Raw genomic sequence first — 23112 nt, 5'->3', positions numbered from 1 at the left:
CGTGGTGACACGCGCGACGGGGAGCGGAGCCGGATGCTCCGTTGCCGTCAGGACCGCTTCTTCGGCTTCGAAGGAACGTCCTGCAGGCAAGCCAAGGCGTCGCGTAGCCCTTTGTGCGTGGCGGCTGAAACTGCGTGGGGGCCATTCCGGTTGTCGATCGCTGGGGAGCGTGAGGGAGTGGTGGACGCAGTCTTGATGGTCACCCTGGTGGCCTTCAGCCCGATGGAACGGGCCGCGTCGAGCAACTGGGCTTCGGCAAGCCGCAACTTGGCATGCCAGACCGGGGACTCGACGAGAAAAACGAGGTGTTCCCCGTCCACATTGGCCAGCCGGCAACGGCTGCGCAGAGCTGGCGGCAACTGGGGGCGCAACTGACGGTCCAGCGCGTCGAGCCACAAGGCACGCCGCAGCGGGTTCCCGCTTTTGTCCGCCATCACCGCATCCAGCGCCGGCTTCGGCACTGACGCGGGGCGAACGCTGGATTTCGGCTCAGACATGAAAACTCACTGATGGCATTCAAAAAGATCGTAATCAAAACGCGTGAAGGACAGGCCAAGTCGTCGCCGATCGCGCGTTTGCGGTTCTATTTCGAGGACCGCCCCCGTGCCCTGCTGGGCAGCGTGCTCGGGGTAGGCTGCATTATCGGCCTTGCTGGCGGCATTGGCGCCAGCGCGCTGAATGATTCCCGGCTGCAGGCCAAGGTCGAGCGCCAGGATGCGGAACTGGCCAAGGTCAAGCGCGATGCGCAGACCCAGGTCAACGCACTGGCGGCCCGCCTCGGCGAGCTGCAGGCGCAGGCCACCCGCCTGAACGCCCTTGGCGAACGGCTGACCCAGATGGGCAAGCTGGAAGACGGCGAATTCGACTTCAACGAGACCCCCGGCCTCGGTGATGGCGATGCCGGCGGCCCGACCAGCGACATCCCGGTCAAGGACGTCAACGCCGACTTACAGGTGCTGGAGCAGCGCTTCGCTGCTTCAGGCCGCCAGTTGTCGGTGATGGAATCGCTGATGTTCGACCACCAGCTGCAGCAGAACGCCGTGCCCTCGCGCATGCCGATCCGCAACAGCTACGTGACCTCCGGCTTCGGCACCCGTGCCGACCCGTTCGGCCGCGGTGCCGCCACCCACAAGGGCATGGATTTCCACGCCAAGGTCGGTGACCCGGTGATGGCCGTGGCCGAGGGCGTGGTCAGCTTCGCCGGTGTGAAGGGCGGCTACGGCAACGTGGTCGACGTCGACCACGGTAATGGCTACGTCACCCGCTACGCGCACAATTCGCGCCTGGTGGTGAAGGCCGGTGACCTGGTCCGTGCGGGCCAGGAAGTGGCCAAGGCCGGTTCCACCGGCCGTTCGACCGGCGCCCACGTGCACTTCGAGGTGTGGGAGAACGGCAACGTGGTCAACCCGCGCAAGTTCCTCGGCGACGGCGGCAACACGCCGGTCGGGCGCATCAGCCGCGGTTGATCCCAGGCCTGGGGTCAGAGCCCATTCGCCATGGCGAATGGGATCCGACCCCGATCCCGCACGGGGTCGGATCCCTTCCGCAGCGCGGAAGGGCCCTGACCCCATCGCCAAAGGGTTGAAACCTCAGCCGCCCGTCCCAAGCTACAATGGGTGTTGCCATCGACAGGGCGCCAGGCGCCCTGTTTCGTTTGCGGCGGACGGATCCCAAGGGGGAGGCCGGGCGTCGTGTCCATCCAACCCGGTTCCTTCAATGATCAACAGCCTGCTTACCCGCGTATTTGGCAGTCGTAACGAACGACAGCTGCGCCAGCTCAACCGCATCGTCGCCAAGATCAATGCGCTGGAGCCGGAGATCGAGAAGCTTTCCGACGAGCAGCTTCAGGCCAAGACGCCGGAGTTCAAGCAGCGCATCGCCGACGGTGAAGCCCTGGACAAGGTGCTGCCGGAAGCCTTCGCGGTCTGCCGCGAAGCCGGCCGCCGCGTGCTGGGCATGCGCCACTACGACGTGCAGCTGATCGGCGGCATGGTGCTTCACCTGGGCAAGATCGCAGAAATGCGCACCGGTGAAGGCAAGACCCTGGTGGCGACCCTGCCGGTGTACCTCAACGCGCTGGAAGGCAAGGGCGTGCATGTGGTCACCGTGAACGACTACCTGGCCCGCCGCGACGCCGCGCAGATGGGCAAGCTGTACAACTGGCTGGGCCTGAGCGTGGGCGTGGTGTACCCGGGCATGCCGCACAGCGACAAGCGCGAAGCCTATGCCGCCGACATCACCTACGGCACCAACAACGAATTCGGTTTCGACTACCTGCGCGACAACATGGCGCTGTCCAAGGCCGACCGCTACCAGCGCGGCCTGCACTACGCCATCGTCGACGAAGTCGACTCCATCCTGATCGACGAAGCGCGTACTCCGCTGATCATCTCCGGTCCGGCCGATGACTCCCCGGAGCTGTACATCCGTGTGAACCGCGTCGTGCCGAACCTGGTCAAGCAGGAAGCGGAAGACGGCGAAGGCGACTTCTGGGTCGACGAGAAGGGCAAGCAGGTGCACCTGTCCGAAGCAGGCATGGAGCACGCCGAGCAGCTGCTGGTCGAAGCCGGCATCCTCGATGGCGAGACCGAAGGCCTGTACGCGGCGCAGAACCTGACCGTCGTGCACCACCTCAATGCCGCGCTGCGCGCGCACGCCATCTACCAGCGTGACGTGGACTACATCGTGCGCGACGGCGAAGTGGTCATCGTCGACGAATTCACCGGCCGTACCCTGGCCGGCCGCCGCTGGTCCGACGGCCTGCACCAGGCGGTGGAAGCGAAGGAAGGCGTGCCGGTCCAGCGCGAGAACCAGACGCTGGCCAGCATCACCTTCCAGAACCTGTTCCGCATGTACAAGAAGCTGTCCGGCATGACCGGTACGGCCGATACCGAAGCGTTCGAATTCCAGAGCATCTACGGCCTGGAAGTGGTGGTGATCCCGACCAACCGCCCGACCATCCGCAAGGACAGCCCGGACCAGGTCTTCCTCAACCGCAAGGGCAAGTTCAACGCGGTGCTGGCCGACATCGAAGAGTGCGCCAAGCGCGGCCAGCCGGTGCTGGTGGGTACCACCTCGATCGAAACCTCGGAAATGCTGTCCGAGCACCTGAGCAAGGCCGGCGTGAAGCACGAGGTGCTCAACGCCAAGCAGCACGACCGCGAAGCGACCATTGTCGCCAATGCCGGTCGTCCGGCCGCCGTGACCATCGCCACCAACATGGCCGGTCGTGGTACCGACATCGTGCTGGGTGGTTCGCTGGAAGCCGAGATCCACGCCCTGGGCGAGGACGCGACCGACGAGCAGAAGGCCGCGGTCAAGGCCGAATGGCAGAAGCGCCACGATGCGGTGAAGGCTGCTGGCGGCCTGCACATCGTCGGTACCGAGCGCCACGAGTCGCGCCGTATCGACAACCAGCTGCGTGGCCGTTCGGGCCGCCAGGGTGACCCGGGTTCGTCGCGCTTCTACCTTGCATTGGAAGACAATCTTCTCCGGGTGTTCGGGGGAGAGCGTGTGCAGAAGATGATGCGCATGATGGGCATGAAGGAAGAGGACGTCATTGAGGATCGATTGGTCACTCGAATGATCGAGAAATCGCAGCGCAAGGTCGAGGCCCACAACTTCGACATCCGCAAGAACCTGCTGGACTTCGACGACGTCAACAACGACCAGCGCAAGGTGATCTACGCCCAGCGCGACGAACTGCTGGATGCCGAGTCGGTGAAGGACAACGTCGACGGCATCCGCGATGACGTGATCTTCGATGTGGTCGCCCGCTTCGTGCCGCCGAACTCGATCGACGAGCAGTGGGACCTGCGCGGCCTGGAAGCGACCCTGGAGTCGGACTTCGGCCTGCAGATGTCGCTGACCGGCCTGGTCAAGGAACACGAGGAACTGGACGCCGAAGCCATCGCCGCCAAGGTGCAGGAACGCGTGAACCAGCACTTCGCCGAGAAGGAAGCCGGCGTGGGCGAAGAGACCATGCGTGCGCTGGAGAAGCACGTGATGCTGACCGTGCTGGACCAGAGCTGGAAGGAGCACCTGGCCCGCATGGATTACCTGCGCCAGGGTATCTACCTGCGTGGTTATGCGCAGAAGCAGCCGAAGCAGGAATACAAGAAGGAAGCCTTCGAGCTGTTCTCGGACATGCTGGAAAACGTTAAGCGCGAAGTGGTGACCCTGCTGTCGCGCGTGCGCATCCGCAGCGACGAGGAAGTGCAGGCGCTGGAAGCGGCCGAACGCCAGCAGGTGGAAGCTCGCCTGCGCCAGTCGCAGTTCCAGCACCAGGACATGGGTGGCTACAGCGCCGACGAGGAAGCCGCGCAGGCACAGGCCGCCCAGCAGGGCGTGGCGCAGCTGCAGCGCGACGAGCCGAAGATCGGCCGCAATGATCCGTGCCCGTGCGGCAGTGGCAAGAAGTACAAGCACTGCCACGGCCAGTTGAGCTGAAAAGTCGCGAGCTCTAGTCCTGACAATGCCCCGCCCAATGCGGGGCATTTTTTTGCTCTTCTCTAATCTTAGGAAAGAGGCTCATGTTGCCTGGATCAAAGCTATCCAAGGCAAATGCTGGCGAGTGCCTAGGCAGGGCGGTCACTCTGGGTAGTCGTAGTGACGCCATCTGCAGTCCATTGAGTTCGGCATTTGATCGGGAGCCCAGTGCGGACAGCTACTTGTGTCCACCATCGCAAAGTGGGCTGCGCCGGACTGCAGAGCCTTGAGGCGATTGCAAAAATCTTCCCTGACGGCTTAAGCGACGGAGCTATGTGCTTGGCGGACGCAGGAAGAAAATTGATTTCTCTGAAATTGGAGATCAAGGCCGGATCAGATTGGCCGTATGACGCCCCTACCACTCCAGCCTTAATTGTCGGAATTGCCCAGTTCTGGTGAGGAGTTTTGAATTCGTGCTGGCGAAATGTGCATGGATGTTTATGGGGATGTAGGCAAAAGCCCAGTAAAACCTAAGAATATTCTGAAATATGTGCAGATTGGCGTCGTTTCCTTTGAATGTGAGATTTATGTCACGGATTGGATGCTGTGGTCTGAATAGTTTGGTTAAGCCATGACTCGATGGCTAACACGGTAATTAATGAATGAACATCAAGCAGGAATTTGTTGGCATGGAGCAGGAAGTTGGCTACACGCAGAATATTGATATGCAGGCAGGGCTCCCTGCGGTAGTGCTACTTGCGGCGATCTGGGTTTACTCGGCTTCCTGACATTTGGCAAAGGGGGAGGGACCGCCGTCCCTCCCTCTCTTAAGCAAGCGGGGGCGGTTTTGGATAATGTTGGAAAGATAAGAAGCTCAAGGTTAGATGCTTACGATGATTGGTTGAGGAATTTCTACAGGTCAGGAGGACTGGCTGCATCGTTGGCACTCTGGTTGCGGAACTTCACTCGCGGAGATGGTCTCCCGGTACGAGGCGGAGCGGGAGATGAGCACGTGGTTGTCGTGTTTGAAGATGAGTTTGTTGTCATTCATCTGCGCTGGCTGTGTCCCGGAAAAAATGGTCAATCAAAGATTTCAAAAGTAGCCACTTCACCAGTTTCATCTGTATTGCTGCCATTTGCGGGAGGTGCGATCACGTATACGAGATTCTCATTGAGCGGCGTGAGCAATATGGATTTGTTTGCGAAGGATGCGATGATTCACTCGCTGGGCGCTAGTACTTGTGATTTGGGGTATACATTAAGGATCGTGCCGGGCACTGAATGTTTGTTGATCGATGCTCCTGCTGAGGGAACGTACGTCCTGCAGGTTTCGATGCGCCAATCACAGCGGCTTATCTGGACATTTGACCTTGAAACGCGACGGGCTTGTGCAGTTTCATCAGCGTCTGTCGCCGCTACACGTGATCAGCTGGCTTGTCGAGCGTTGGGAGCGCTCTGTCAAGACGGCTCTATTGAAGTGCTCTGCCAAATCGCCCGGGAGCATGAGTTCCACTTTGTTCGAATGGAGGCTATTAGGTCTTTGTTTGGCATGGGATACAGGAACATGCTTGAACTGCTCCGGGAGCGCTCTCAGTGTGACCCGCACAGGCATGTCCAAAATGCTTGCCTTCAAAACCTAAAGCTATGTGAGGCGAACCAATGACATTGATTTGGGATATCGAGAGGGCTGGTTTAGTAAGATTTGGCGATGCTGTCAGATACCTGGAAAGTATGGGTGACAGACTTTTTCATGAAGATCTGGATTCTACCGCCGAAGTTCTTCGGGGGCTCTTCGATGATCGTGATTTCATTAGCAGTTTTCTTCAGAAGGTGTTGATTTGTCATCCCGGGGGGAATGACTACTCGTCGCAAGTATTTGTCATGCATCGCTCAAAGTACTTTACGCTCAGGGTGGTTCTCTGGGAGGCGCCTCAAGGCCTGCCGGGTGAGGAGATTTTCCTCTACGAGCTCCCTCATGACCATGACTTCTCCTTCTTCACCCTCGGCTATTACGGGCCGGGTTATGAAACTGTAGTGAAACACTACGATCACTCCAGCGTTGTTGGATTACCCGGCGAAGGCGTTAGCACCGATGGTAACGAGCGATGGCTGCTGAAGGAGCAGAGGGTTGTTTTCTACGAAGGAGGGAAAGACATCCACTGTCAAATGCCTCCCAGTTCTCTATCCATCAGTTTCAATGTCCTTCAGGACATTAACGCATTTGGAATCAGGAGAAGGCAGTACGAATTTGATCGTGACTTCTCCCAGATTCGAAGGGTAATAAACGTGAATCCAGTATCGTTGTTGGTACGCGCTGCCTGCGCGCTGGGTGGCGAGGGTGTGAAGTATGTCGAGGAGATTGCTTCGACCGGTGGCGAGTATGAGCGAGCAGTGGCTTTCAAAGCGCTTGTCGCGATGGATTCGAAGTATCGGCTATCGGCCCTGAAGGATGAGAGCATCTATGTTCGTGCAATGGTCCTTTAACCGTCCATTTGATCGCGAAACTCATTCATCAGGAAGGCATTGAACTCTCGCTTGGCAGATGTTGCATCGATTTGGTGTTGTTCGGCATGCTTCCCCCATGCCTTCCCCCACCCGATCGATCCACGTCGTGGCCGCTGTCATCACCGACGCGCGTGGCCGCGTGCTGCTCAACCGCCGAACCGAGAACCGCGACATGGCCGGCCTGTGGGAGTTCCCGGGCGGCAAGCGCGAATCCGGGGAGACCTCCGAACAGGCGCTGGTGCGCGAGCTGCGCGAAGAACTGGGCATCGAGGCCGATGTCGGCGAGTGGCTGATGGACGTGCCGCAGCGCTACCCGGACAAGCACCTGACCCTGGAAGTGCGCCATGTGCGCAGCTGGAAGGGCACGCCACGCGGGCGCGAGGGCCAGGCGATCACCTGGGTGGCACCGGACAAGCTGGGCCGCTATTCGATGCCGCCGGCTGATCTGCCGGTGGTGGCCGCCCTGCGCCAGCCCGACCGCTACCTGATCACCCCGGCGCCTGCCGACAATGATGGCGGCGTGCAGCACTGGCATGAGCAGCTGCAGCGTGCGGTAGCGGGTGGCCAGCAGCGCATCCAGCTGCGCCTGCCGCCGGCGCATCCGCAGCGGCAGGCGATGGTCGAGCAGGCTGTGCGTGTGCATCGCCGCAGCGGCGTGCAGTGGCTGCTCAACCGCGATATCGAACTGGCGCGTGCGTTGGGCGTGGGCGTACACCTGGGCAGCGAACAGCTGCTGGAACTGTCGCAGCGTCCACTCCCCGGTGGCCAGCTGGTGGCCGCATCCTGCCACGACCTGCAGCAGCTGCAGGCCGCACAGCAGCTGGGCTGCGACTTCGCGGTGCTTGGCCCGGTGCAGGCCACCGCCAGCCATCCCGATGCCTCGCCGCTGGGTTGGGATGCCTTTGCCGAACTGCGCGCGCAGGTATCGCTGCCGATCTACGCCCTGGGCGGCATGGGCAGCGGCCACATCACCGAAGCACGTCGCCACGGCGCGCAGGGCATCGCCGCCATTCGTGGGTTGTGGCCGGCGTGAACCGGCACGCGGGGTCGGATCCCTGCGCAGCAGGGCTCTGACCCCATCGCGGCAATCCGGGGTCAGAGCCCTTTCCACTGGAAAGGGATCCGACCCCTCCCGATCACAACGTGATCCAGAAACACCCGTACTGCCGCCGCAATCCCAGCACCGTCGAGGCGCGCGCAACGCTGCCCGGCAACGTCTGCTCCAGGCGCAGGCCGACCGGATGCCGCGCGGCCGGCGGCTCAGGGTCGGACCCCTGCGCAGCAGGGCTCTGACCCTCCTCCGGCACTGCGATCTGGTCCTGCCGCGGATACACCGGCACCACGTCCACCAGCGGCCGCCGTGCCAGCGATTCCAGTTGGCCGAGAATGCGCTGCGCCCCCGCGTCGGACACCGCACCCCACAGGTACAGCGAAGAGAGCCGGTTCACATCGTTGCTGAGGATGCCGTTGCGCAATGCGTCCACGAGCTCGCTCAGCCGGCGTGGGCAGCGCGCACCCAATGTGTCGCGCGGTGCGGTGTTGCCGGTGGGGGCGGGCGGCGGCAGCCGTGACCGTGCGCCCACGCTGTCACAGGGGCGGTCGGTGTAGACGCTCTGGCCCTGCACATCGGTGCAGCGGTTCAGGCGCGGGGACTGCGCATGGGCAACAGGGGCCATCGCGCACAGCGGCAACAGCACCAGCAGGAGGGAAAGGCGGATCATCCAGAAAGGGTAGCGCTGATCAGGTCCGCATGGCGTGCTTTCAGCCCCGCAGCAGTTTCAGCACTGAAGTGGTCGGCTTGGCCAAGTTCAAGGTGTAGAAATGCAGGCCGGGTGCGCCGCCTTCGATCAGGCGCTGGCACAGCCGGGCCACCACTTCGGTGCCGAATGCACGCACCGATTCGGCGTCATCGCCGTAGGCCTGCATCTTGCGGCTGATCCAGCGCGGAATTTCCGCGCCGCACTGTTCGGAGAAGCGGCGCAGCTGGCTGAAGTTGGCGATCGGCATGATGCCCGGCGTGATCGGCACCTGCACGCCGAGCCGGCGCACTTCATCGACGAAGTGGAAGTAGGCATCCGGGTTGAAGAAGTACTGGGTGATCGCCGCATCGGCACCGGCATCGATCTTGGCCTTGAAGTGCTTCAGGTCGGCCAGTGCATCGGAGGCCTGCGGATGCGTTTCGGGGTACGCGCCCACTTCGATATGGAACGCATCGCCGTGCTCGGCGCGGATGAAGTCGATCAGTTCGGCGGCATAGCGCATGTCGCCGGGGAAGCCCATGCCCGAGGGCAGGTCACCGCGCAGCGCGACCAGGCGGCGGCAGCCGATGGCGCGGTACAGCTTGAGCAGTTCGCGGATCTCCTGGCGGGTGCCACCGACGCAGGACAGGTGCGGCGCAGCGTCGAACCCGTGGTGCTGGTTGAGGTGGCGCACGGTCTCGGAGGTATAGCTCAGGGTTGAGCCACCGGCGCCGAAGGTACACGACACGTACTCGGGGGCGTAGTCCTTCAGCTTGGCCGCGGCACGGTCCAGCTGGCTGCGCTGTTCGTCGGTCTTGGGCGGATAGAACTCGAAGCTGATGGCGGTCATGGCGCGGGCGGCGGCGGTCGGTGCGGAACAGTATATCTCTTCATCAAGATGGATGTTTGAAGATCGTGTGAGGGCCCGCCATCCCCAGCCTGCGACCGTTCGCCCCGCCGTCCGGCCGCTGCTCCGAAATCGCAACCGGTATGTGTCGGCCGGGCCCACGCTGCTCCCATCCCGGCAACACCCACCCGATGAAGGAGCAGACGATGAAGATCTTCCTGGCACTATGGTACGCAATGAAGGCGCTGGCCCGGTTGGCGATGATCGGCATGGCGATGGCCGTGCTTGGCTCCGGTTCGGCCCATGCGGCGGCCGCCACAGGCACCGGCAAGGTGCAGGTCGAGGTGGTCGGCAAGGGCCGTCCGCTGCTGATGATTCCCGGTCTCAACAGCAGCGCCGAGGTCTGGCGCGAGACCTGCCTGGCGCTGAAGGACGTGCAGTGCCATCTGGCGCAGCTGCCGGGCTTTGCCGGCGCTACGCCCGCCGACCCGCGCCCGGCCGACTTCCTGCCGGCGATGCGTGGGCAGCTGCTGGCCTACCTGCATGACCGGCAGCTGGGCCCGGTGGTGGTGGTCGGGCACAGCCTGGGCGGCCTGCTGGGCCTGCAGATGGCGCAGGCCCAGCCGAAGGCGGTCAGCGCCCTGGTGGTGGTTGATGCATTGCCGTTCCTACCGGCGGCGCGCGACCCGAACGCCACCGCGAACAGCGTGCGGCCGATGGCCGACCAGCTGCGCAAGGGCATGCTCGCCGCCGACGCCGCGCAATGGCAGGCACAGTTGAAGGCGGGCCTGCCGGGCATGACCCGCGATCCGCAGCGGCAGGCCGAGCTGGGCGGCTGGGGCGAGAGCAGTGATCGCCAGACCACCGCCGACGCCATGCACGCGGTGATGACCACCGACCTGCGTGACAGCATCGCCTCGATCAGCGCGCCGACGCTGGTGCTGGGCAGCTGGGCCGGCTACCAGCCGATGGGGGGTACCGAGGAAAGCACCCGCGCCGTATTCCAGGCCCAGTACGCGAAACTGCAGGGCGTGCAGGTCGCGATGAGCGCGCAGGGGTTCCACTTCCTGATGTGGGATGATCCGCGCTGGCTGCAGGAGCAGGTGCAGGCCTTCCTCGACCGCCACCCCTGAGTTTCAACACGTCTCGGAATGGACATGCGGGATTCCTCTTCGTCGGTACGCTTCTGGCTGCTCAATGCACTGGTGTGGGCGCTCTACGGCGCTGCGGGCCTTGGCTTGCGGCATGCCTATCTCGCCGACGCCGGAAGTGCCGGTGTACTGATCACGGTCGGCCTGGCGGTGACCCTGTTCGGGTGCAGCGGCGGCATCCGCGCCTTGGCCCTGCGCGCCGGCTGGTGGTCGCGCGGTACCGTCGGGTTGCTGCTGCGACTGGCGCTGTCAGTGGCCGTGGGGGCCGCGCTGGCGCAGGCGTTGGTGAACATCGCGCTGCACGCAGCGCTGGCTTGGGGATGGGTAGGCATCGGGCGCCAGGTGGCCGACTTCAGCCCCAAGGCGCTGCTGCTCTACTGGTACACCACGGCGGTGATGCTGGCACTGTGGACCGCACTCTGGGCGAGCCTGCACAGCCTTCGCCGCATTCGCGGTGCCGAACTGGCGCGCCTGCGTGCCGAAGCCGAACGCAGTGCGCTGGAACGTGATGCGCTGCGTGCGCGGCTCAATCCGCACTTCATGTTCAATGCGCTGAACAATCTGCGCGCGCTGATCCTGGAGGATCCCGAACGTGCGCGCGACATGGTCACGCGGTTGTCGCGGACGCTGCGCCAGGCGCTGGCGCACAATCGCAGCGAGCAGGTCACGCTGGCCGAAGAACTGGCGGTGGTGGATGACTATCTGGCGATCGAGGGCATCCACTTCGAGCAGCGCCTGCAGGTAGCTCGGCACATCGATGCCGACGCCCTGCAGGCGCAGTTGCCGGCGATGGCGCTGCAGTTGCTGGTGGAAAATGCGATCAAGCACGGCATCGCCAGTCGTCCCGGCGGTGGCGGGATAGAGATCCGGGCCACGTTGGACGACGACGTGTTGCGCCTTCAGGTGGACAACCCGCTGGGCAACGCCAGCGAGCCCACCCACGGGCATGGTGTGGGTCTGGCCTATCTGCGTGCGCAGCTCGGTTCGCGTGGCCGTTTCACCCTGCAGCCGGTCGGCGACCGCATGCAGGCCCTGCTGGAGATTCCGCAATGAGTCGCGTACTGCGCGTGTTGATCGTCGATGATGCACGGTTGGCGCGGCAGGAGCTTCGCACGCTGTTGTCGGCGTTGCCCTGGGTGCAGTGCGTGGGCGAAGCCGACGATGTGCCCGCCGCGCGCGAGGCGATCGCCACGCTGGCGCCGGACCTGGTGCTGCTGGACGTGCAGATGCCCTCCGGCAGCGGTTTCGATGTGCTGGACGGTCTGGAAACGGTGCCGGCGGTGGTGTTCGTCACCGCTTACGACACCTATGCCGTGCGCGCGTTCCAGGCCAACGCGCTGGACTACCTGGTGAAGCCGGTGGAGGCGCCGCGGTTGCTCGAGGCGCTGGAGCGGGCACGTCAGCGCGAAGTGGCTTCAGCCGAGGCGCCAGAGTCGCGCGGCACGCTGGGCGCGCAGGACCAGGTGTTCGTGCGCGAGGGCGAACGCTGCTGGTTCGTCGCGGTCTCTGAGATCCGCCGGCTGGTGGTGGATGGCAACTACACGCGGCTGTGGTTCCGTGACCAGAACGCCTTGCTGACCCGCAGCCTGAGCGCGCTGGAAGCACGCCTGCCGCAGGATCTGTTCTTCCGTGCCAACCGCAACACCTTGGTCAACCTGCGCCGCATTCGTGGCGTAACGCCAAGCATTGCCGATGGCTACGACCTGACGCTGGACGACGGCAGTGAAGTGGACGTGTCGCGGCGGCAGGCGCGGGAACTGCGCGAGCGGATGGCGTTGTAGCGGTCGCTACAGCTCGGCGCTGACCGGGCTGGTGAGGAAGCCCCACAGCAGGCGCGCCATCACCGCTGGCGAGCGTGCCTGTGAACGCGCATAGGCCAGGAGAGCATCCAGCCGCGGGCGATCGTACAGGTGGCCGGCCAGCAGCACCGCGTGGATGCGACGGGTGTTTGCGGTGTCCTGCAGCGGGTCGCCATCGAGGAGCACCAGGTCGGCGGCCTTGCCGACCTCGACGCTGCCATGTGATGCCTGCAGCTGCAGATGGCGCGCGGCCTGCAGCGTGGCCGCACGCAGTACGTCAGCCCGGCTCATGCCGGCGTGCCGCAGCCACTGCAGTTCATCGTGGTAGCGGAAGCCGCCCAGTCCGGTATCGGTGCCGACCAGCACGGTGACGCCGGCACGATGCGCGGCGCCGGTGAGCGCCAAGCCATGCGCGAAGTAGGCCTTCAGCGCGTCTTCGCCGCGCAACCCGGGGTAGCGACTTGCGGTTGCCTCCAGGTCGTCACGCCAGGCCCAGCGTGACAGTGGATCCAGGTAGGCCAGGCGTGGATCGTTGATGAAGGCGGGATCGCGTGCGCGCGCATCCTCCTCCCGGGTGACATGGGTCGGCACGAATGCTGCGCCGCTGGCCTGCATCAGGCCGAACGCTTCGTCGCAGAGCGCGGGCTGATGACCACTGACCATCCGTTCGGCCAGAGCGGTCGGGTCGTCGCCGTCGAGGGTGCCACCACGCCAGGCGGCTGCATGGTCGAAGCAATGCCGCACGAACAGATGGGCATGTTCGAAGCTGCGCTGGCCTGCCTGTACCGCGTCTTCCAGAGGCACCGCCCTTGGCAGGTGACCAACCAGTGGACGGTGAAGCTGCCGTGCTTCGGTGGCCAGCCGCTGGTAGGTATCCGCACGCAGCCGGTTGTAGACCTTCAGCGCGTGGACACCACGCGCGCTGTACGTGCGTGCCCGCAACGCGGCAGCCTCCGGCGAGAGCGACGGGTCCTCGAAATAGAAGCTGGCGACCTGTACGAAGCGTGGTGCGGCCTGTTGCCCTGCGATGGCCTGCCCGGTCCAGCGGCGCTTGTCGGCCACGCAGGCGATCAGCGGGTCGGTAGCCTGCGGGCAGTCCATCATGTCGCGGGTGCCGGTAATGCCATTGGCCAGCATCAGCGGGAACTGCAGTTGCGGTGACAGCTGCAGTGCATGGGTATGCATGTCCCAGAAGCCCGGCACCAGCCAGCGGCCGCCGGCATCGAGGATAGGCAGCGTCGTGTCGTGTGCATCATTGCCGATGGCGGTGATGATGCCGTTGCGCAGGGTGACGCTGGTCGGCTCGCCGGCAATGCCGTTGTGCACGTCCACCACCCGTACGTTGACGATCACGCGGCTGTTGCCGGGTTCGGGTAGCGGCGGTGCCGACAGTGGCCAGAGCAGGGCAGAGGCGAACAGCAATGGCGGCGCCAGCAGGAGGATGGCCAGTACGATCGGCCACCGCCGACGGCGGGCGGAACGGGGCAACGCGCGTGCTGCATCCATGAGCCGGCGATCCTTGTAATGGGTCGTCCGCAGGGTGCTGCAAGCTGGACGCGGGCGCCAGTGACCATCGGCATCCGGCCCGGCCTGCCTCCGTGGCGGTTACCCTGTGCGGTGGAACCCCTGATCACGCCCTGCCATGTCCATCGTCCTCACCGACTTCGCCCGTCCCCGCCTGTTCCCGCGCGTGCCGCGCGGCAACACCATCCAGGACTGCACTGCCGAGCAGTTCGAAGCCCACCTCAACGCGCATGCGCCGCTGAAGGTGCTCGATGGCTACGCACCCTTCTGCAAGCTGTTCGTCTACGAGAACTGGACCAGCACGCGCTGCCTGACGGTGCCGATCACCGAGGCCAACCGCCACCAGCTGCGCAGTGGCTACGAGGCGCGCAATCGTGACGAGCTGCCGGTGCTGGTGCGCTGGTTCGAAGGCGTGGAGTCCCCGCGTGCAAACTATCTGGTGGTGATCCTGTACAGCGCCGAGCAGCTGGCGAAGGAAGGTTCACCGATCGAAGCCGACTGGGGCATTGTCGGCTGCATCTACACCGCGGAACCGGAAGAGGTGCCGATGGCGCCGATCACGATGATGCGTAACGCGCTGGGCGTGGAGGAGGGCGGATCCGGCGTGCCGCTGGACCGCGAGGCCTACCGGCGCTCGGTCGCGTTCTGGGAGAGCAACGCCAACTGGCGGCCGTGATTGCGGGGGATGCACATCCACGCGGAGGGTCAGTAGAGCCACGCCATGCGTGGCTGCTTCACCGGCCGCTGGTCTTCCACTCCCACCACGGGTAGTGATACTCGCGGTCGATGGCCTGCCAGTGCTGGCCGCACTGGGTGCAGGCAACGGTATGGCAATCGCCCCAACCATCCTCGGCCTCCTGCAACGAGATCAGCTGCACCTGCCCTTGTTCGATCAGGCGACGCGGATCGAAGAACGGGTAGCCGGGATTGAGCACACACAGGCAGCCCTCGCGTGCCTGCCAGTAGCGCAATCGTTGCAGTGCGGCCTTGAGGTGGGCCTGGTTGCTGATCAGCATGCCGCCGAGCGCGATACCTTGGCAGTGCTGTTCGATCAGGTCCGTATGCGCGGCCAATGCATCCAGCGAGGACGCGGTGAACAGCCGTGCGACCGTACGGGCGGCATCGGTGATGCGCTTGCCGTCGCGCGACAGCAGGTCCTGCAGCAACACGTCAGCCTGGGCATCCTCAAGCCGGAGCGACGGCGTTGCGGACCACGGCCAGCGCATCAACGCACCTTTCCGATTGCCGCGTAGTGGCCGGCGGTCAGCCGCAGCAGATCGGTGGGTGCCAGTTCGACTTCCAGCCCACGGCGTCCGGCGCTGACATGCAGTGCGGGCAGCGCTTCGGCACTGGCATCCAGGAACGTGCGCAGGCGCTTCTTCTGCCCCAGTGGGCTGATGCCACCGACCAGGTAACCGGTCGCGCGCTGTGCGGCATCGGCGGCGGCCATCTCGCACTTCTTGCAGCCGGCCGCTTCGGCCAATGCCTTCAGGTCCAGCTGACCGGCTACCGGCACGATCGCCACCAGCAGTTCGTGCGCCTCGGTGCTGGCCAGCAGGGTCTTGAACACCTGGGCCGGGTCGAGGCCGAGCTTGTCGACGGCTTCGCCGCCATACGATTCGGCGTGGGCGTCGTGCACATAGCTGCGCACGGTGTGGGCGATCTTCTCGCGCTTGAGGAGGTTGATGGCCGGGGTCATGGGCGCATCGTAGCGCGTGCGGAACGCGGTGCCTTGACCGAGGCTACTGGGTGGATGGGTGATATGCGGTGGCACGCCAACGCAGAACGGGCGCCCGAAGGCGCCCGTTCCTTGTGCATCCGTTGCTGGGGTCAGAGCCCTTTCCTGCTGAAAGGGATCCGACCCCGGCACGATCAGTAGCGGTAGTGGTCCGGCTTGAACGGGCCTTCCACCGGCACGCCGATGTAGTCGGCCTGTTCCTGGCTCAGGGTGGTCAGCTTCACGCCGATCTTTTCCAGGTGCAGGCGGGCCACTTCTTCGTCCAGCTTCTTCGGCAGCAGATAGACCTTCTTCTCGTAGCTGTCCTTGTTCGCCCACAGGTCGATCTGTGCCAGGGTCTGGTTGGCGAAGCTGTTGGACATCACGAAGCTCGGGTGGCCGGTGGCGCAGCCCAGGTTCACCAGGCGGCCTTCGGCCAGCAGGAAGATCGCATTGCCGTTCGGGAAGATGTACTTGTCCACCTGCGGCTTGATGTTGACGTGCTTGATGCCGGTGAACGACACCAGCGCATCGACCTGGATCTCGTTGTCGAAGTGGCCGATGTTGCAGACGATGGCCTGGTCCTTCATCGCGCTGAGGTGCTCGATGCGGATGATGTCCTTGTTGCCGGTGGTGGTGACGTACAGGTCGGCACGGCCCAGGGTCGATTCGATGGTGTTGACTTCATAGCCTTCCATCGCCGCCTGCAGGGCGCAGATCGGGTCGATCTCGGTGACGATCACGCGCGCGCCATAGGCACGCAGCGAGGCGGCGCAGCCCTTGCCCACGTCACCGTAGCCGCAGACCACGGCCACCTTGCCGGCCAGCATCACGTCCATCGCGCGCTTCAGGCCGTCGGCCAGCGACTCGCGGCAGCCGTACAGGTTGTCGAACTTGCTCTTGGTGACCGAGTCGTTGACGTTGATCGCCGGGATCAGCAGGGTGCCGGCCTGGGCCAGCTGGTACAGGCGGTGCACGCCGGTGGTGGTCTCTTCGGAGACGCCCTTCCAGTCCTTGACCACGCGGCCCCAGTAACCCGGGCGTTCCTTGGCGACGCGCTTGAGCAGGTTCTTGATGACCTGTTCTTCGTGCGAGGACGATGCGCTGTTGACCCAGTCGCTGCCGTTTTCCAGCTCGTAGCCCTTGTGGATCAGCAGGGTCACGTCACCGCCGTCGTCGACCACCAGCTCCGGGCCGGTCAGGGTGCCGTCGGCCAGGGTGAAGGTCAGCGCGTCCAGGGTGCAGTCCCAGTACTCTTCCAGGGTCTCGCCCTTCCAGGCGAAAACCGGCGTGCCGGTGGCGGCGATGGCCGCGGCAGCGTGGTCCTGGGTCGAGAAGATGTTGCACGAGGCCCAGCGCACGTCGGCGCCGATGTCCTTCAGGGTCTCGATCAGCACGGCGGTCTGGATGGTCATGTGCAGCGAGCCGGTCACGCGCACGCCCTTCAGCGGCAGGCTGGCGGCGTGCTTGCGACGGATCGACATCAGGCCCGGCATTTCGTGCTCGGCGATGTCCAGTTCCTTGCGGCCCCAGTCGGCCAGCGTGATGTCGCGGATCTTGTAATCACCTTCGGTGGAGAAGGTCTTGGCAACAGCGTTCATTCGTGTGCTCCGGTTGTGGGCGAGCGGATGCTCGCATCTAGCCGGGCGCCGTTGTTACAAAGCCACCTTACCGAGCCTGGCCGGGCCTCGTGGGATCCGGTCGCAGCGCCCCTCGGCAGGGGAGAACCCCCATTATATCGCGGCCCCAGCGTGACATCGGCATGACCCAACCATCGGCAGATGGGGCCACGTGCACGGCCTGTTAAGGTCGGTGTTTTCACGCATCACACAGGTGGAACGATGAGCATGCACGCGCGCCGCACACGGCGCTGGACCGGCCTGGTCCTGTCGATGGGGCTGCTGGCGGTGGCCCCGCTGGCCTGGGCGGCCGCCTCGCAGCCAGCTACGGCGCAGGCGCAGGGCGTCAATGGCTACGAACTGCCATCGGCCGCACTGCAGGCGGTGGTCGACGCCCCGCGCGCGCCGTCGCTGTTCCTGTCGCCGCGCCGCGACGTGGCCGCGATGATGCAGATGCCGTCGCTGCCGTCGATCCAGGTGGTGGCGCAGCCGGAACTGAAGCTGGCCGGCCTGCGCATCAACCCGCGCACGTTCTCCGACAGCCGCTTCAGCTTCGGCGAGAAGCTGTGGCTGATGAACGTGGCCGATGGCAAGGAACGGCAGATCAGTGGCCTGCCGGCCACGCTGTCGATCGCCAGTGTGATGTGGTCGCCGGACCAGAAGTGGCTGGTCTTCAACCAGGTCGACGCCGCCAGCGGGGCCAATGAACTGTGGCTGGTGGATGTGGCCGGTAGCAGTGCGCGCCGCCTGGTCGCCGGCCTGAACACGGTGATCGGCAGCGGCTACCAGTGGCTGCCGGACAGCCGCGGACTGGTGGTGTTCACCCGCCCGGCCAACCTGGGCGCGGCGCCGGCCGCCGACGGCATCCCGACCGGCCCGGCCGTGCAGCAGACCAGCCAGGGCGGCGGCGTGGTGTCGATCCGCACCTACCAGGACCTGCTGAAGAACGAGGCCGACGCGCGTCAGTTCGATTACTACGCCACCACCCAGCCGATGGAAGTCACTCTGGATGGCAAGACCCGCGCGATCGGCGCAGCCGGCATCTTCATGGGCTTCTCGGTGTCGCCGGATGGCCGCTTCGTGCTGCGCCAGCCGGTGCAGCGCCCGTACTCCTACGTGGTGCCGGTGGACAGCTTCCCGCGCCGCATTGAAGTGATCGACCGTGCCAGCGGCAAGCTGGTGCACACCGTGGCCGTGCGCCCGCTGGTGGAAGGCCTGCCAACCGGCAACGATGCCGAAGTAACCGGCGTGCGTGACATCCGCTGGCGCGGCGATGCCGATGCCACCCTGGTCTGGGCTGAAGCGCAGGACGGCGGCGACCCGAACAAGGAGGCCAAGGTGCGCGATGCGGTGCTGATGCAGGCCGCGCCGTTCGACAAGCCGCCGGTGACCCTGGCCCAGCTCGGCAGCCGCCTGGCCAGCATCAGCTGGGGCCGTGGCGACCTGGCCCTGCTGACCGAATCGTGGTGGAAGACCCGCAAGACCAGGACCTGGCTGATCGCCCCGGACAACGCCAGCGCCGAACCGCGCCTGCTGTGGGACCGCGATGCGCAGGACCGCTATGCCGACCCGGGTCGGGCGCTGCTGGCCAGCGACGAGCGCGGCCGCTCGCTGCTGCAGACCAGCCCGGATGGCAGCAGCCTGTACCTGGCCGGTGCCGGTGCTTCGCCGGAGGGTGACCGCCCGTTCGTCGACCGCTTCGACATTGCCAGTGGCAAGGCCACCCGCCTGTTCCACTCGCAGGCGCCGAGCTACTCGCTGCCGGTGGCGCTGCTGGACGACCAGGGCAGCTCGCTGCTGCTGAGCCGTGAGAGCCCGGACGAGCCGGCCAATTTCTACGTGCAGTCGCTGGCCGATGCCAGCACCGCGCCGCGCGCACTGACCCATTTCGCCCATCCGCTGCCGCAGCTGAAGGGCGTGCAGAAGGAGCAGATCCGCTACAAGCGCAAGGACGGCGTCGACCTGACCGCGACCCTGCTGCTGCCTCCGGGTTACGACCCCAAGCGCGACGGGCCGCGGCCGCTGCTGATGTGGGCCTACCCGGGCGAGTTCAAGAGCGCGGCCGCGGCCAGCCAGGTGACCGATTCGCCGTATCGCTTCAACGCGGTCAGCTATTGGGGCCCGCAGGCGTTCCTGGCCAAGGGCTACGTGGTGCTGGCCAGCCCGTCGATGCCGATCATCGGCGAGGGCGACAAGGAGCCGAACGACACCTACATCGAACAGCTGGTGGCCAATGCACAGGCGGCGGTGGATGAAGTGGTGCGCCGTGGCGTGACCGATCGCGAGCGCATCGCCATCGGTGGCCATTCCTACGGTGCGTTCATGACCGCCAACCTGCTGGCGCACACGCGCCTGTTCAAGGCCGGCATCGCGCGCAGTGGCGCCTACAACCGCACGCTCACTCCGTTCGGTTTCCAGGCCGAGGAACGCAACTACTGGCAGGCGCAGGATGTCTACCAGAAGATGGCCCCGTTCAACTACGCCGACAAGATCAAGGATCCGATCCTTTTCATCCACGGCGTGGACGACAACAACTCCGGCACCTTCCCGATCCAGAGCGAGCGCATGTTTGCCGCGGTGAAGGGCCTGGGTGGCACCGCGCGGCTGGTGATGCTGCCCAACGAATCGCACGCCTACCGCGCACGCGAATCGATCATGACGATGCTGGCCGAAAGCGAGCGCTGGCTGGAGCAGACCATCGGCCCGGCCGAGCAGGGCACGGCTAAGAAGAAGCGCTGATACCTGCATGAGGGCGGCCCCTGCAACGGGGGCCGCCTGTGCGGCTGCGCCGCCGCACGAGCATGGGCTCGGGCGCTACACGGGGTCACGCGCCATGATGGTTGTAGAGCCGAGCCCATGCTCGGCTGCGTCTGCCGTGGATACGTGCAGATGAAACCATTTTTGCATCGCAGCACGAGGCCCGATCTGGGATAGGCTTGGGGTCAGGATCCGTTGACCGAGGCCCGTGCGTCGCCGATGAACGAGTACCGCAGCAGCATCGAATTCGCTTCCCCCGATCTTCCCCTTCGCGATGACGTGCGCCGGCTTGGCGCGCTGGTCGGTGACCTGTTGGTCGAACAGGTGTCGGCCGCGTTTCTTGATGACGTCGAGGACGTGCGCACCCGCGCCATCGCCCGCCGCGAGAACCAGGCGCCGCTGTCCGAACTGGCGGAAGGCCTGGCCGGGCGCACTCCTCAGCAGGCCGAGACCATGGTGCGTGCATTCAGCACCTACTTCCAGGTGGTCAACATCGCCGAGCGCGTGCATCGCATCCGCCGCCGCCGCGACTACCAGCGTGCCGGTACCGCAGGGGCACAGCCCGATGGCCTGCAGGATGCGCTGCAGCACCTGAAGGCGCAGGGCGTGGGACTGGACGAGCTGGCGCAATGGTTGCCGCGCATCGACATCGAACCGGTGTTCACCGCGCACCCGACCGAAGCGGTGCGCCGCGCGCTGCTGGAGAAAGAGCAGTTGATGGTGGCCAGCCTGGTCGACAACCTCGACGGCCAGCGCACGCCGGGTGAGGCCGCCGCCGATGCCGCGCGCTTCCGCATGGCGCTGACCGCCTCGTGGCAGACCACTGATTCCTCGCCGGTGCGGCCCACCGTCGACGACGAACGCGAGCACGTCGGGTTCTATCTGGTGCAGGTGCTGTACCGGGTGATCCCGGTGCTGTACGAATCGCTGCAGCAGGCGCTGCGCGATACCTATGGGGAAGAACTGCCGTTGCCGCGCCTGCTGCGTTTCGGTACGTGGGTGGGCGGCGACATGGACGGCAATCCGAATGTGGATGCCCACACCATCCGCAACACGCTGGATGCGCAGCGGCAGGCCGTGCTGGGGCGCTACCAGAAGGAACTGCTGCAGCTGGCCAGCCTGCTCAGCCAGTCCACCGAGCGGGTGGGTGTCAGTGATGCGCTGCAGGCACGCGTGACGCATTACCAGCAGCTGCTGCCGCAGGTGCAGTCGCGGCCACGCCATGCCGACATGCCGTACCGCCTGCTCAACGACCGCATGCGCGCGCGCCTTCAGGCCACGCTGGATGATGGCGAAGGCAACTACGCTGGCCCGGACGAGCTGATCGAGGATCTGCAGCTGATCCTCGACAGCTTGCGTGCGAACCGTGGCGAACATGCCGGCGGCTTCGCCGTGCAGCGCCTGCTGTGGCGGGTGAAGACCTTCGGCTTCCATCTGGCACGGCTGGATGTGCGCCAGGAGTCGAGCGTGCATGCGCGCGCGCTTGCCGCCGTGCTGGGCGGCGAGGAGGCCTGGCAGGCGCTGGATGCGGTGGGCCGTGCGCGGCTGCTGGGCCCGCATGCCAGCGGTGAAGCGGCATTGCCCAACGGCGGCGACGAGGGCAACCAGCGGCTGGATGCGGTGTTCGCCGCACTGGCCGATGCCCGTGCGCGGCATGGTGGGGACGCATTGGGCAGCTACATCATCTCGATGGCACACGACCGCAGCGATGTATTGGCCGTGCTTGCGCTGGCACGCCGTGGCGGCCTGGTGGAAGAGAGTGGGGCGGTGCCGTTGGACATCGCCCCACTGTTCGAGACCGTGGATGACCTCAAGCGCGGCACCGCGACCCTGCGTGACCTGCTGGCCGACCCGATCTATCGCGCGCACCTGCAAGCACGCGACGAAGTGCAGATGGTGATGCTGGGCTATTCGGACAGCAGCAAGGATGGTGGCATTGCCGCTTCGCGCTGGGGCCTGCAGCGTGCGCAGGTGGAACTGCTGGAGGTGGCGGCCGAAGCTGGCATCCGATTGACCTTCTTCCATGGCCGTGGCGGCTCGATCAGCCGTGGTGGTGGCAAGACCACGCACGCGGTCGATGCATCGCCGCGCGGCAGCATCGATGGTCGCCTGCGGGTGACCGAACAGGGCGAGGTGATCCACCGCAAGTACGGTATCCGTGCGCTGGCCCTGCGCTCGCTGGAACAGGCCACCGGTGCAGTGCTGCGCGCCAGCCTTCGCCCGCGTGCCGCCGAGCCGCGCGAGGATGAGTGGCGACCGGTGATGGACGTGGTGGCTGCGGCCAGCAGCGAGGTCTACCGTGGCTTCGTCGGCCAGGCCGGCTTCATGGACTACTTCCGCACCGCCACGCCGATTGATGTGATCGAGCGGATGACACTGGGCTCGCGGCCGTCGCGCCGGCTCGGCCAGGACGCGGCGCTGGGCAACCTGCGCGCGATTCCCTGGGTATTTGCCTGGAGCCAGGCGCGCGCGGTCATCCCCGGCTGGTACGGCGTGGGCAGTGGCCTGCAGGCGGCGGTTGATGCCGGCCACGAACAGACCCTGCGCGATATGGCGCGTGACTGGCCGTTCTTCCGCACGTTCCTGGACGACATCGCGATGGTGCTGTCCAAGGGTGATATCACCATTGCCGAGCAGTTCTCGCTGTTGTCGGGTGAACTGCACGGGCGCTTCTTCCCGCAGGTGCAGCGCGAACTGGAACTCACCCGGCACTGGCTGCTGGCGTTGATGGACCAGAAGACGCTGCTGGACCACGATGCGCGATTGGCGCTGTCGATCCGCCTGCGCAATCCCTACGTCGATCCGATCAGCGTGCTGCAGGTGGACCTGCTGCAACGTTGGCGGGCCAGCGGGCGCGAAGACGATGACCTGCTGCGCGCGCTGGTGGCGTGCGTGAACGGCGTTTCGCAGGGCGTGCAGAACACGGGGTGACCTGACGTTGGTAGTGGCGGGGGGGGGGGGGGCCCCGGGGGGGGGGGGGGGGGGGCCCCGGGGGGGGGGGGGGGGGCGGCCGGCGCCCCCGGCTG

The 23112-nt window shown here is 65.3% G+C and carries 19 protein-coding genes and 1 riboswitch; of the genes, 12 read left to right on the top strand and 7 right to left on the bottom strand.

Annotated features, from left to right (window positions below; all coding sequences use genetic code 11):
* Window positions 1-47 precede the first annotated feature (47 nt).
* A complete protein-coding gene (locus V3B41_RS11185; protein WP_197619757.1) occupies window positions 48-497 on the bottom strand; it encodes a DUF721 domain-containing protein in 450 nt (149 codons plus the stop codon).
* A gap of 12 nt (window positions 498-509) precedes the next feature.
* Between V3B41_RS11185 and V3B41_RS11180 the strand changes: the two genes are divergently transcribed.
* The 6 genes from V3B41_RS11180 (at window position 510) to V3B41_RS11155 (ending at window position 7966) form a co-directional block, all read left to right on the top strand.
* Window positions 510-1466 (top strand): M23 family metallopeptidase, encoded by a 957-nt coding sequence (locus V3B41_RS11180; RefSeq protein ID WP_005408087.1) that lies wholly within the window; start codon window positions 510-512, stop codon window positions 1464-1466.
* A gap of 250 nt (window positions 1467-1716) precedes the next feature.
* A complete protein-coding gene (secA, locus tag V3B41_RS11175) occupies window positions 1717-4449 on the top strand; it encodes a preprotein translocase subunit SecA (protein WP_329861084.1) in 2733 nt (910 codons plus the stop codon).
* 641 nt (window positions 4450-5090) lie between these two features.
* Window positions 5091-5216: a hypothetical protein gene (locus V3B41_RS11170; protein WP_329861082.1), complete on the top strand. Its 126-nt coding sequence runs from the start codon at window positions 5091-5093 to the stop codon at window positions 5214-5216.
* A 224-nt stretch (window positions 5217-5440) separates the two neighbouring features.
* Window positions 5441-6091: a HEAT repeat domain-containing protein gene (locus tag V3B41_RS11165; protein ID WP_329861080.1), complete on the top strand. Its 651-nt coding sequence runs from the start codon at window positions 5441-5443 to the stop codon at window positions 6089-6091.
* Window positions 6088-6912: a hypothetical protein gene (locus V3B41_RS11160; protein ID WP_329861078.1), complete on the top strand. Its 825-nt coding sequence runs from the start codon at window positions 6088-6090 to the stop codon at window positions 6910-6912. Before V3B41_RS11165 ends, V3B41_RS11160 begins: the two co-directional genes overlap by 4 nt.
* 97 nt (window positions 6913-7009) lie before the next feature.
* On the top strand, window positions 7010-7966 hold the full coding sequence (locus tag V3B41_RS11155; protein ID WP_049428895.1) for a Nudix family hydrolase: 957 nt from the start codon (window positions 7010-7012) through the stop codon (window positions 7964-7966).
* A 103-nt stretch (window positions 7967-8069) separates the two neighbouring features.
* Here the strand turns inward: V3B41_RS11155 and V3B41_RS11150 are convergent, their stop codons facing one another.
* Complete coding sequence (locus V3B41_RS11150; RefSeq protein WP_049428894.1) at window positions 8070-8654, bottom strand: DUF4124 domain-containing protein; 585 nt, start codon at window positions 8652-8654, stop codon at window positions 8070-8072.
* 40 nt (window positions 8655-8694) lie between these two features.
* Complete coding sequence (gene metF, locus V3B41_RS11145) at window positions 8695-9522, bottom strand: methylenetetrahydrofolate reductase [NAD(P)H] (protein WP_106549225.1); 828 nt, start codon at window positions 9520-9522, stop codon at window positions 8695-8697.
* Between the two features lie 203 nt (window positions 9523-9725).
* Here metF and V3B41_RS11140 point away from each other — a divergent pair, with 203 nt between their 5' ends.
* Genes V3B41_RS11140 through V3B41_RS11130 form a run of 3 tightly spaced genes read left to right on the top strand, consistent with a single transcriptional unit; the run spans window position 9726 to window position 12451 of the window.
* Complete coding sequence (locus V3B41_RS11140; RefSeq protein WP_049428892.1) at window positions 9726-10652, top strand: alpha/beta hydrolase; 927 nt, start codon at window positions 9726-9728, stop codon at window positions 10650-10652.
* A gap of 24 nt (window positions 10653-10676) precedes the next feature.
* Window positions 10677-11723 (top strand): histidine kinase, encoded by a 1047-nt coding sequence (locus V3B41_RS11135; protein ID WP_049428921.1) that lies wholly within the window; start codon window positions 10677-10679, stop codon window positions 11721-11723.
* Window positions 11720-12451 carry a LytTR family DNA-binding domain-containing protein gene (locus V3B41_RS11130; protein WP_049428891.1) on the top strand — a complete coding sequence of 244 codons (732 nt, stop codon included), beginning with the start codon at window positions 11720-11722 and terminating at the stop codon, window positions 12449-12451. The genes V3B41_RS11135 and V3B41_RS11130 overlap by 4 nt, the downstream gene beginning before the upstream one ends.
* Window positions 12452-12457: 6 nt before the next feature.
* On the opposite strand, the gene V3B41_RS11125 is transcribed toward V3B41_RS11130, so the two are convergent.
* Window positions 12458-13975 carry an amidohydrolase family protein gene (locus V3B41_RS11125; RefSeq protein ID WP_329861073.1) on the bottom strand — a complete coding sequence of 506 codons (1518 nt, stop codon included), beginning with the start codon at window positions 13973-13975 and terminating at the stop codon, window positions 12458-12460.
* 136 nt (window positions 13976-14111) lie between these two features.
* Here V3B41_RS11125 and V3B41_RS11120 point away from each other — a divergent pair, with 136 nt between their 5' ends.
* Entirely contained in the window at window positions 14112-14669 is a 558-nt protein-coding gene (locus V3B41_RS11120) for a DUF3228 family protein (protein WP_100443767.1), read from the top strand.
* A gap of 58 nt (window positions 14670-14727) precedes the next feature.
* On the opposite strand, the gene V3B41_RS11115 is transcribed toward V3B41_RS11120, so the two are convergent.
* The 3 genes from V3B41_RS11115 to ahcY all read right to left on the bottom strand — a co-directional run bounded on the left by V3B41_RS11115 (window position 14728) and on the right by ahcY (window position 17311).
* Window positions 14728-15219 carry a hypothetical protein gene (locus V3B41_RS11115; RefSeq protein ID WP_049428888.1) on the bottom strand — a complete coding sequence of 164 codons (492 nt, stop codon included), beginning with the start codon at window positions 15217-15219 and terminating at the stop codon, window positions 14728-14730.
* Window positions 15219-15692 carry a Cys-tRNA(Pro) deacylase gene (gene ybaK, locus V3B41_RS11110; protein WP_049428887.1) on the bottom strand — a complete coding sequence of 158 codons (474 nt, stop codon included), beginning with the start codon at window positions 15690-15692 and terminating at the stop codon, window positions 15219-15221. Before ybaK ends, V3B41_RS11115 begins: the two co-directional genes overlap by 1 nt.
* A gap of 173 nt (window positions 15693-15865) precedes the next feature.
* On the bottom strand, window positions 15866-17311 hold the full coding sequence (gene ahcY / locus V3B41_RS11105) for an adenosylhomocysteinase (RefSeq protein ID WP_197619766.1): 1446 nt from the start codon (window positions 17309-17311) through the stop codon (window positions 15866-15868).
* Window positions 17312-17347: 36 nt separating this feature from the next.
* Window positions 17348-17431: riboswitch (S-adenosyl-L-homocysteine riboswitch) on the bottom strand.
* Between the two features lie 120 nt (window positions 17432-17551).
* Here ahcY and V3B41_RS11100 point away from each other — a divergent pair.
* Window positions 17552-20068, top strand: a complete 2517-nt coding sequence (locus tag V3B41_RS11100) for a prolyl oligopeptidase family serine peptidase (protein ID WP_329861067.1) — start codon at window positions 17552-17554, stop codon at window positions 20066-20068.
* Between the two features lie 237 nt (window positions 20069-20305).
* The gene (gene ppc, locus V3B41_RS11095) at window positions 20306-23017 is read left to right on the top strand and encodes a phosphoenolpyruvate carboxylase (protein WP_049428884.1); all 2712 of its coding nucleotides are present in this window, start codon (window positions 20306-20308) and stop codon (window positions 23015-23017) included.
* Window positions 23018-23112 lie beyond the last annotated feature (95 nt).

Source organism: Stenotrophomonas sp. SMYL89, from assembly GCF_036319985.1.
Taxonomy (GTDB): domain Bacteria; phylum Pseudomonadota; class Gammaproteobacteria; order Xanthomonadales; family Xanthomonadaceae; genus Stenotrophomonas; species Stenotrophomonas maltophilia_Q.
Note: the sequence above shows the minus strand (reverse complement) of the source record. Positions and strands in the feature narration are given on the sequence as shown.

Bases quoted from the DNA above. Each gene is read 5' to 3' on its own strand.
- V3B41_RS11130 (WP_049428891.1), top strand. From the start codon at position 11,720: ATGAGTCGCGTACTGCGCGTGTTGATCGTCGATGATGCACGGTTGGCG.
- V3B41_RS11150 (WP_049428894.1), bottom strand. From the start codon at position 8,654: ATGATCCGCCTTTCCCTCCTGCTGGTGCTGTTGCCGCTGTGCGCGATG.
- ybaK (WP_049428887.1), bottom strand. From the start codon at position 15,692: ATGACCCCGGCCATCAACCTCCTCAAGCGCGAGAAGATCGCCCACACC.
- V3B41_RS11155 (WP_049428895.1), top strand. From the start codon at position 7,010: ATGCCTTCCCCCACCCGATCGATCCACGTCGTGGCCGCTGTCATCACC.
- V3B41_RS11140 (WP_049428892.1), top strand. From the start codon at position 9,726: ATGAAGATCTTCCTGGCACTATGGTACGCAATGAAGGCGCTGGCCCGG.
- ahcY (WP_197619766.1), bottom strand. From the start codon at position 17,311: ATGAACGCTGTTGCCAAGACCTTCTCCACCGAAGGTGATTACAAGATC.
- V3B41_RS11185 (WP_197619757.1), bottom strand. From the start codon at position 497: ATGTCTGAGCCGAAATCCAGCGTTCGCCCCGCGTCAGTGCCGAAGCCG.
- V3B41_RS11125 (WP_329861073.1), bottom strand. From the start codon at position 13,975: ATGGATGCAGCACGCGCGTTGCCCCGTTCCGCCCGCCGTCGGCGGTGG.
- V3B41_RS11115 (WP_049428888.1), bottom strand. From the start codon at position 15,219: ATGCGCTGGCCGTGGTCCGCAACGCCGTCGCTCCGGCTTGAGGATGCC.
- V3B41_RS11170 (WP_329861082.1), top strand. From the start codon at position 5,091: ATGAACATCAAGCAGGAATTTGTTGGCATGGAGCAGGAAGTTGGCTAC.
- V3B41_RS11135 (WP_049428921.1), top strand. From the start codon at position 10,677: ATGCGGGATTCCTCTTCGTCGGTACGCTTCTGGCTGCTCAATGCACTG.
- V3B41_RS11180 (WP_005408087.1), top strand. From the start codon at position 510: ATGGCATTCAAAAAGATCGTAATCAAAACGCGTGAAGGACAGGCCAAG.
- V3B41_RS11120 (WP_100443767.1), top strand. From the start codon at position 14,112: ATGTCCATCGTCCTCACCGACTTCGCCCGTCCCCGCCTGTTCCCGCGC.
- secA (WP_329861084.1), top strand. From the start codon at position 1,717: ATGATCAACAGCCTGCTTACCCGCGTATTTGGCAGTCGTAACGAACGA.
- V3B41_RS11160 (WP_329861078.1), top strand. From the start codon at position 6,088: ATGACATTGATTTGGGATATCGAGAGGGCTGGTTTAGTAAGATTTGGC.
- V3B41_RS11100 (WP_329861067.1), top strand. From the start codon at position 17,552: ATGAGCATGCACGCGCGCCGCACACGGCGCTGGACCGGCCTGGTCCTG.
- ppc (WP_049428884.1), top strand. From the start codon at position 20,306: ATGAACGAGTACCGCAGCAGCATCGAATTCGCTTCCCCCGATCTTCCC.
- metF (WP_106549225.1), bottom strand. From the start codon at position 9,522: ATGACCGCCATCAGCTTCGAGTTCTATCCGCCCAAGACCGACGAACAG.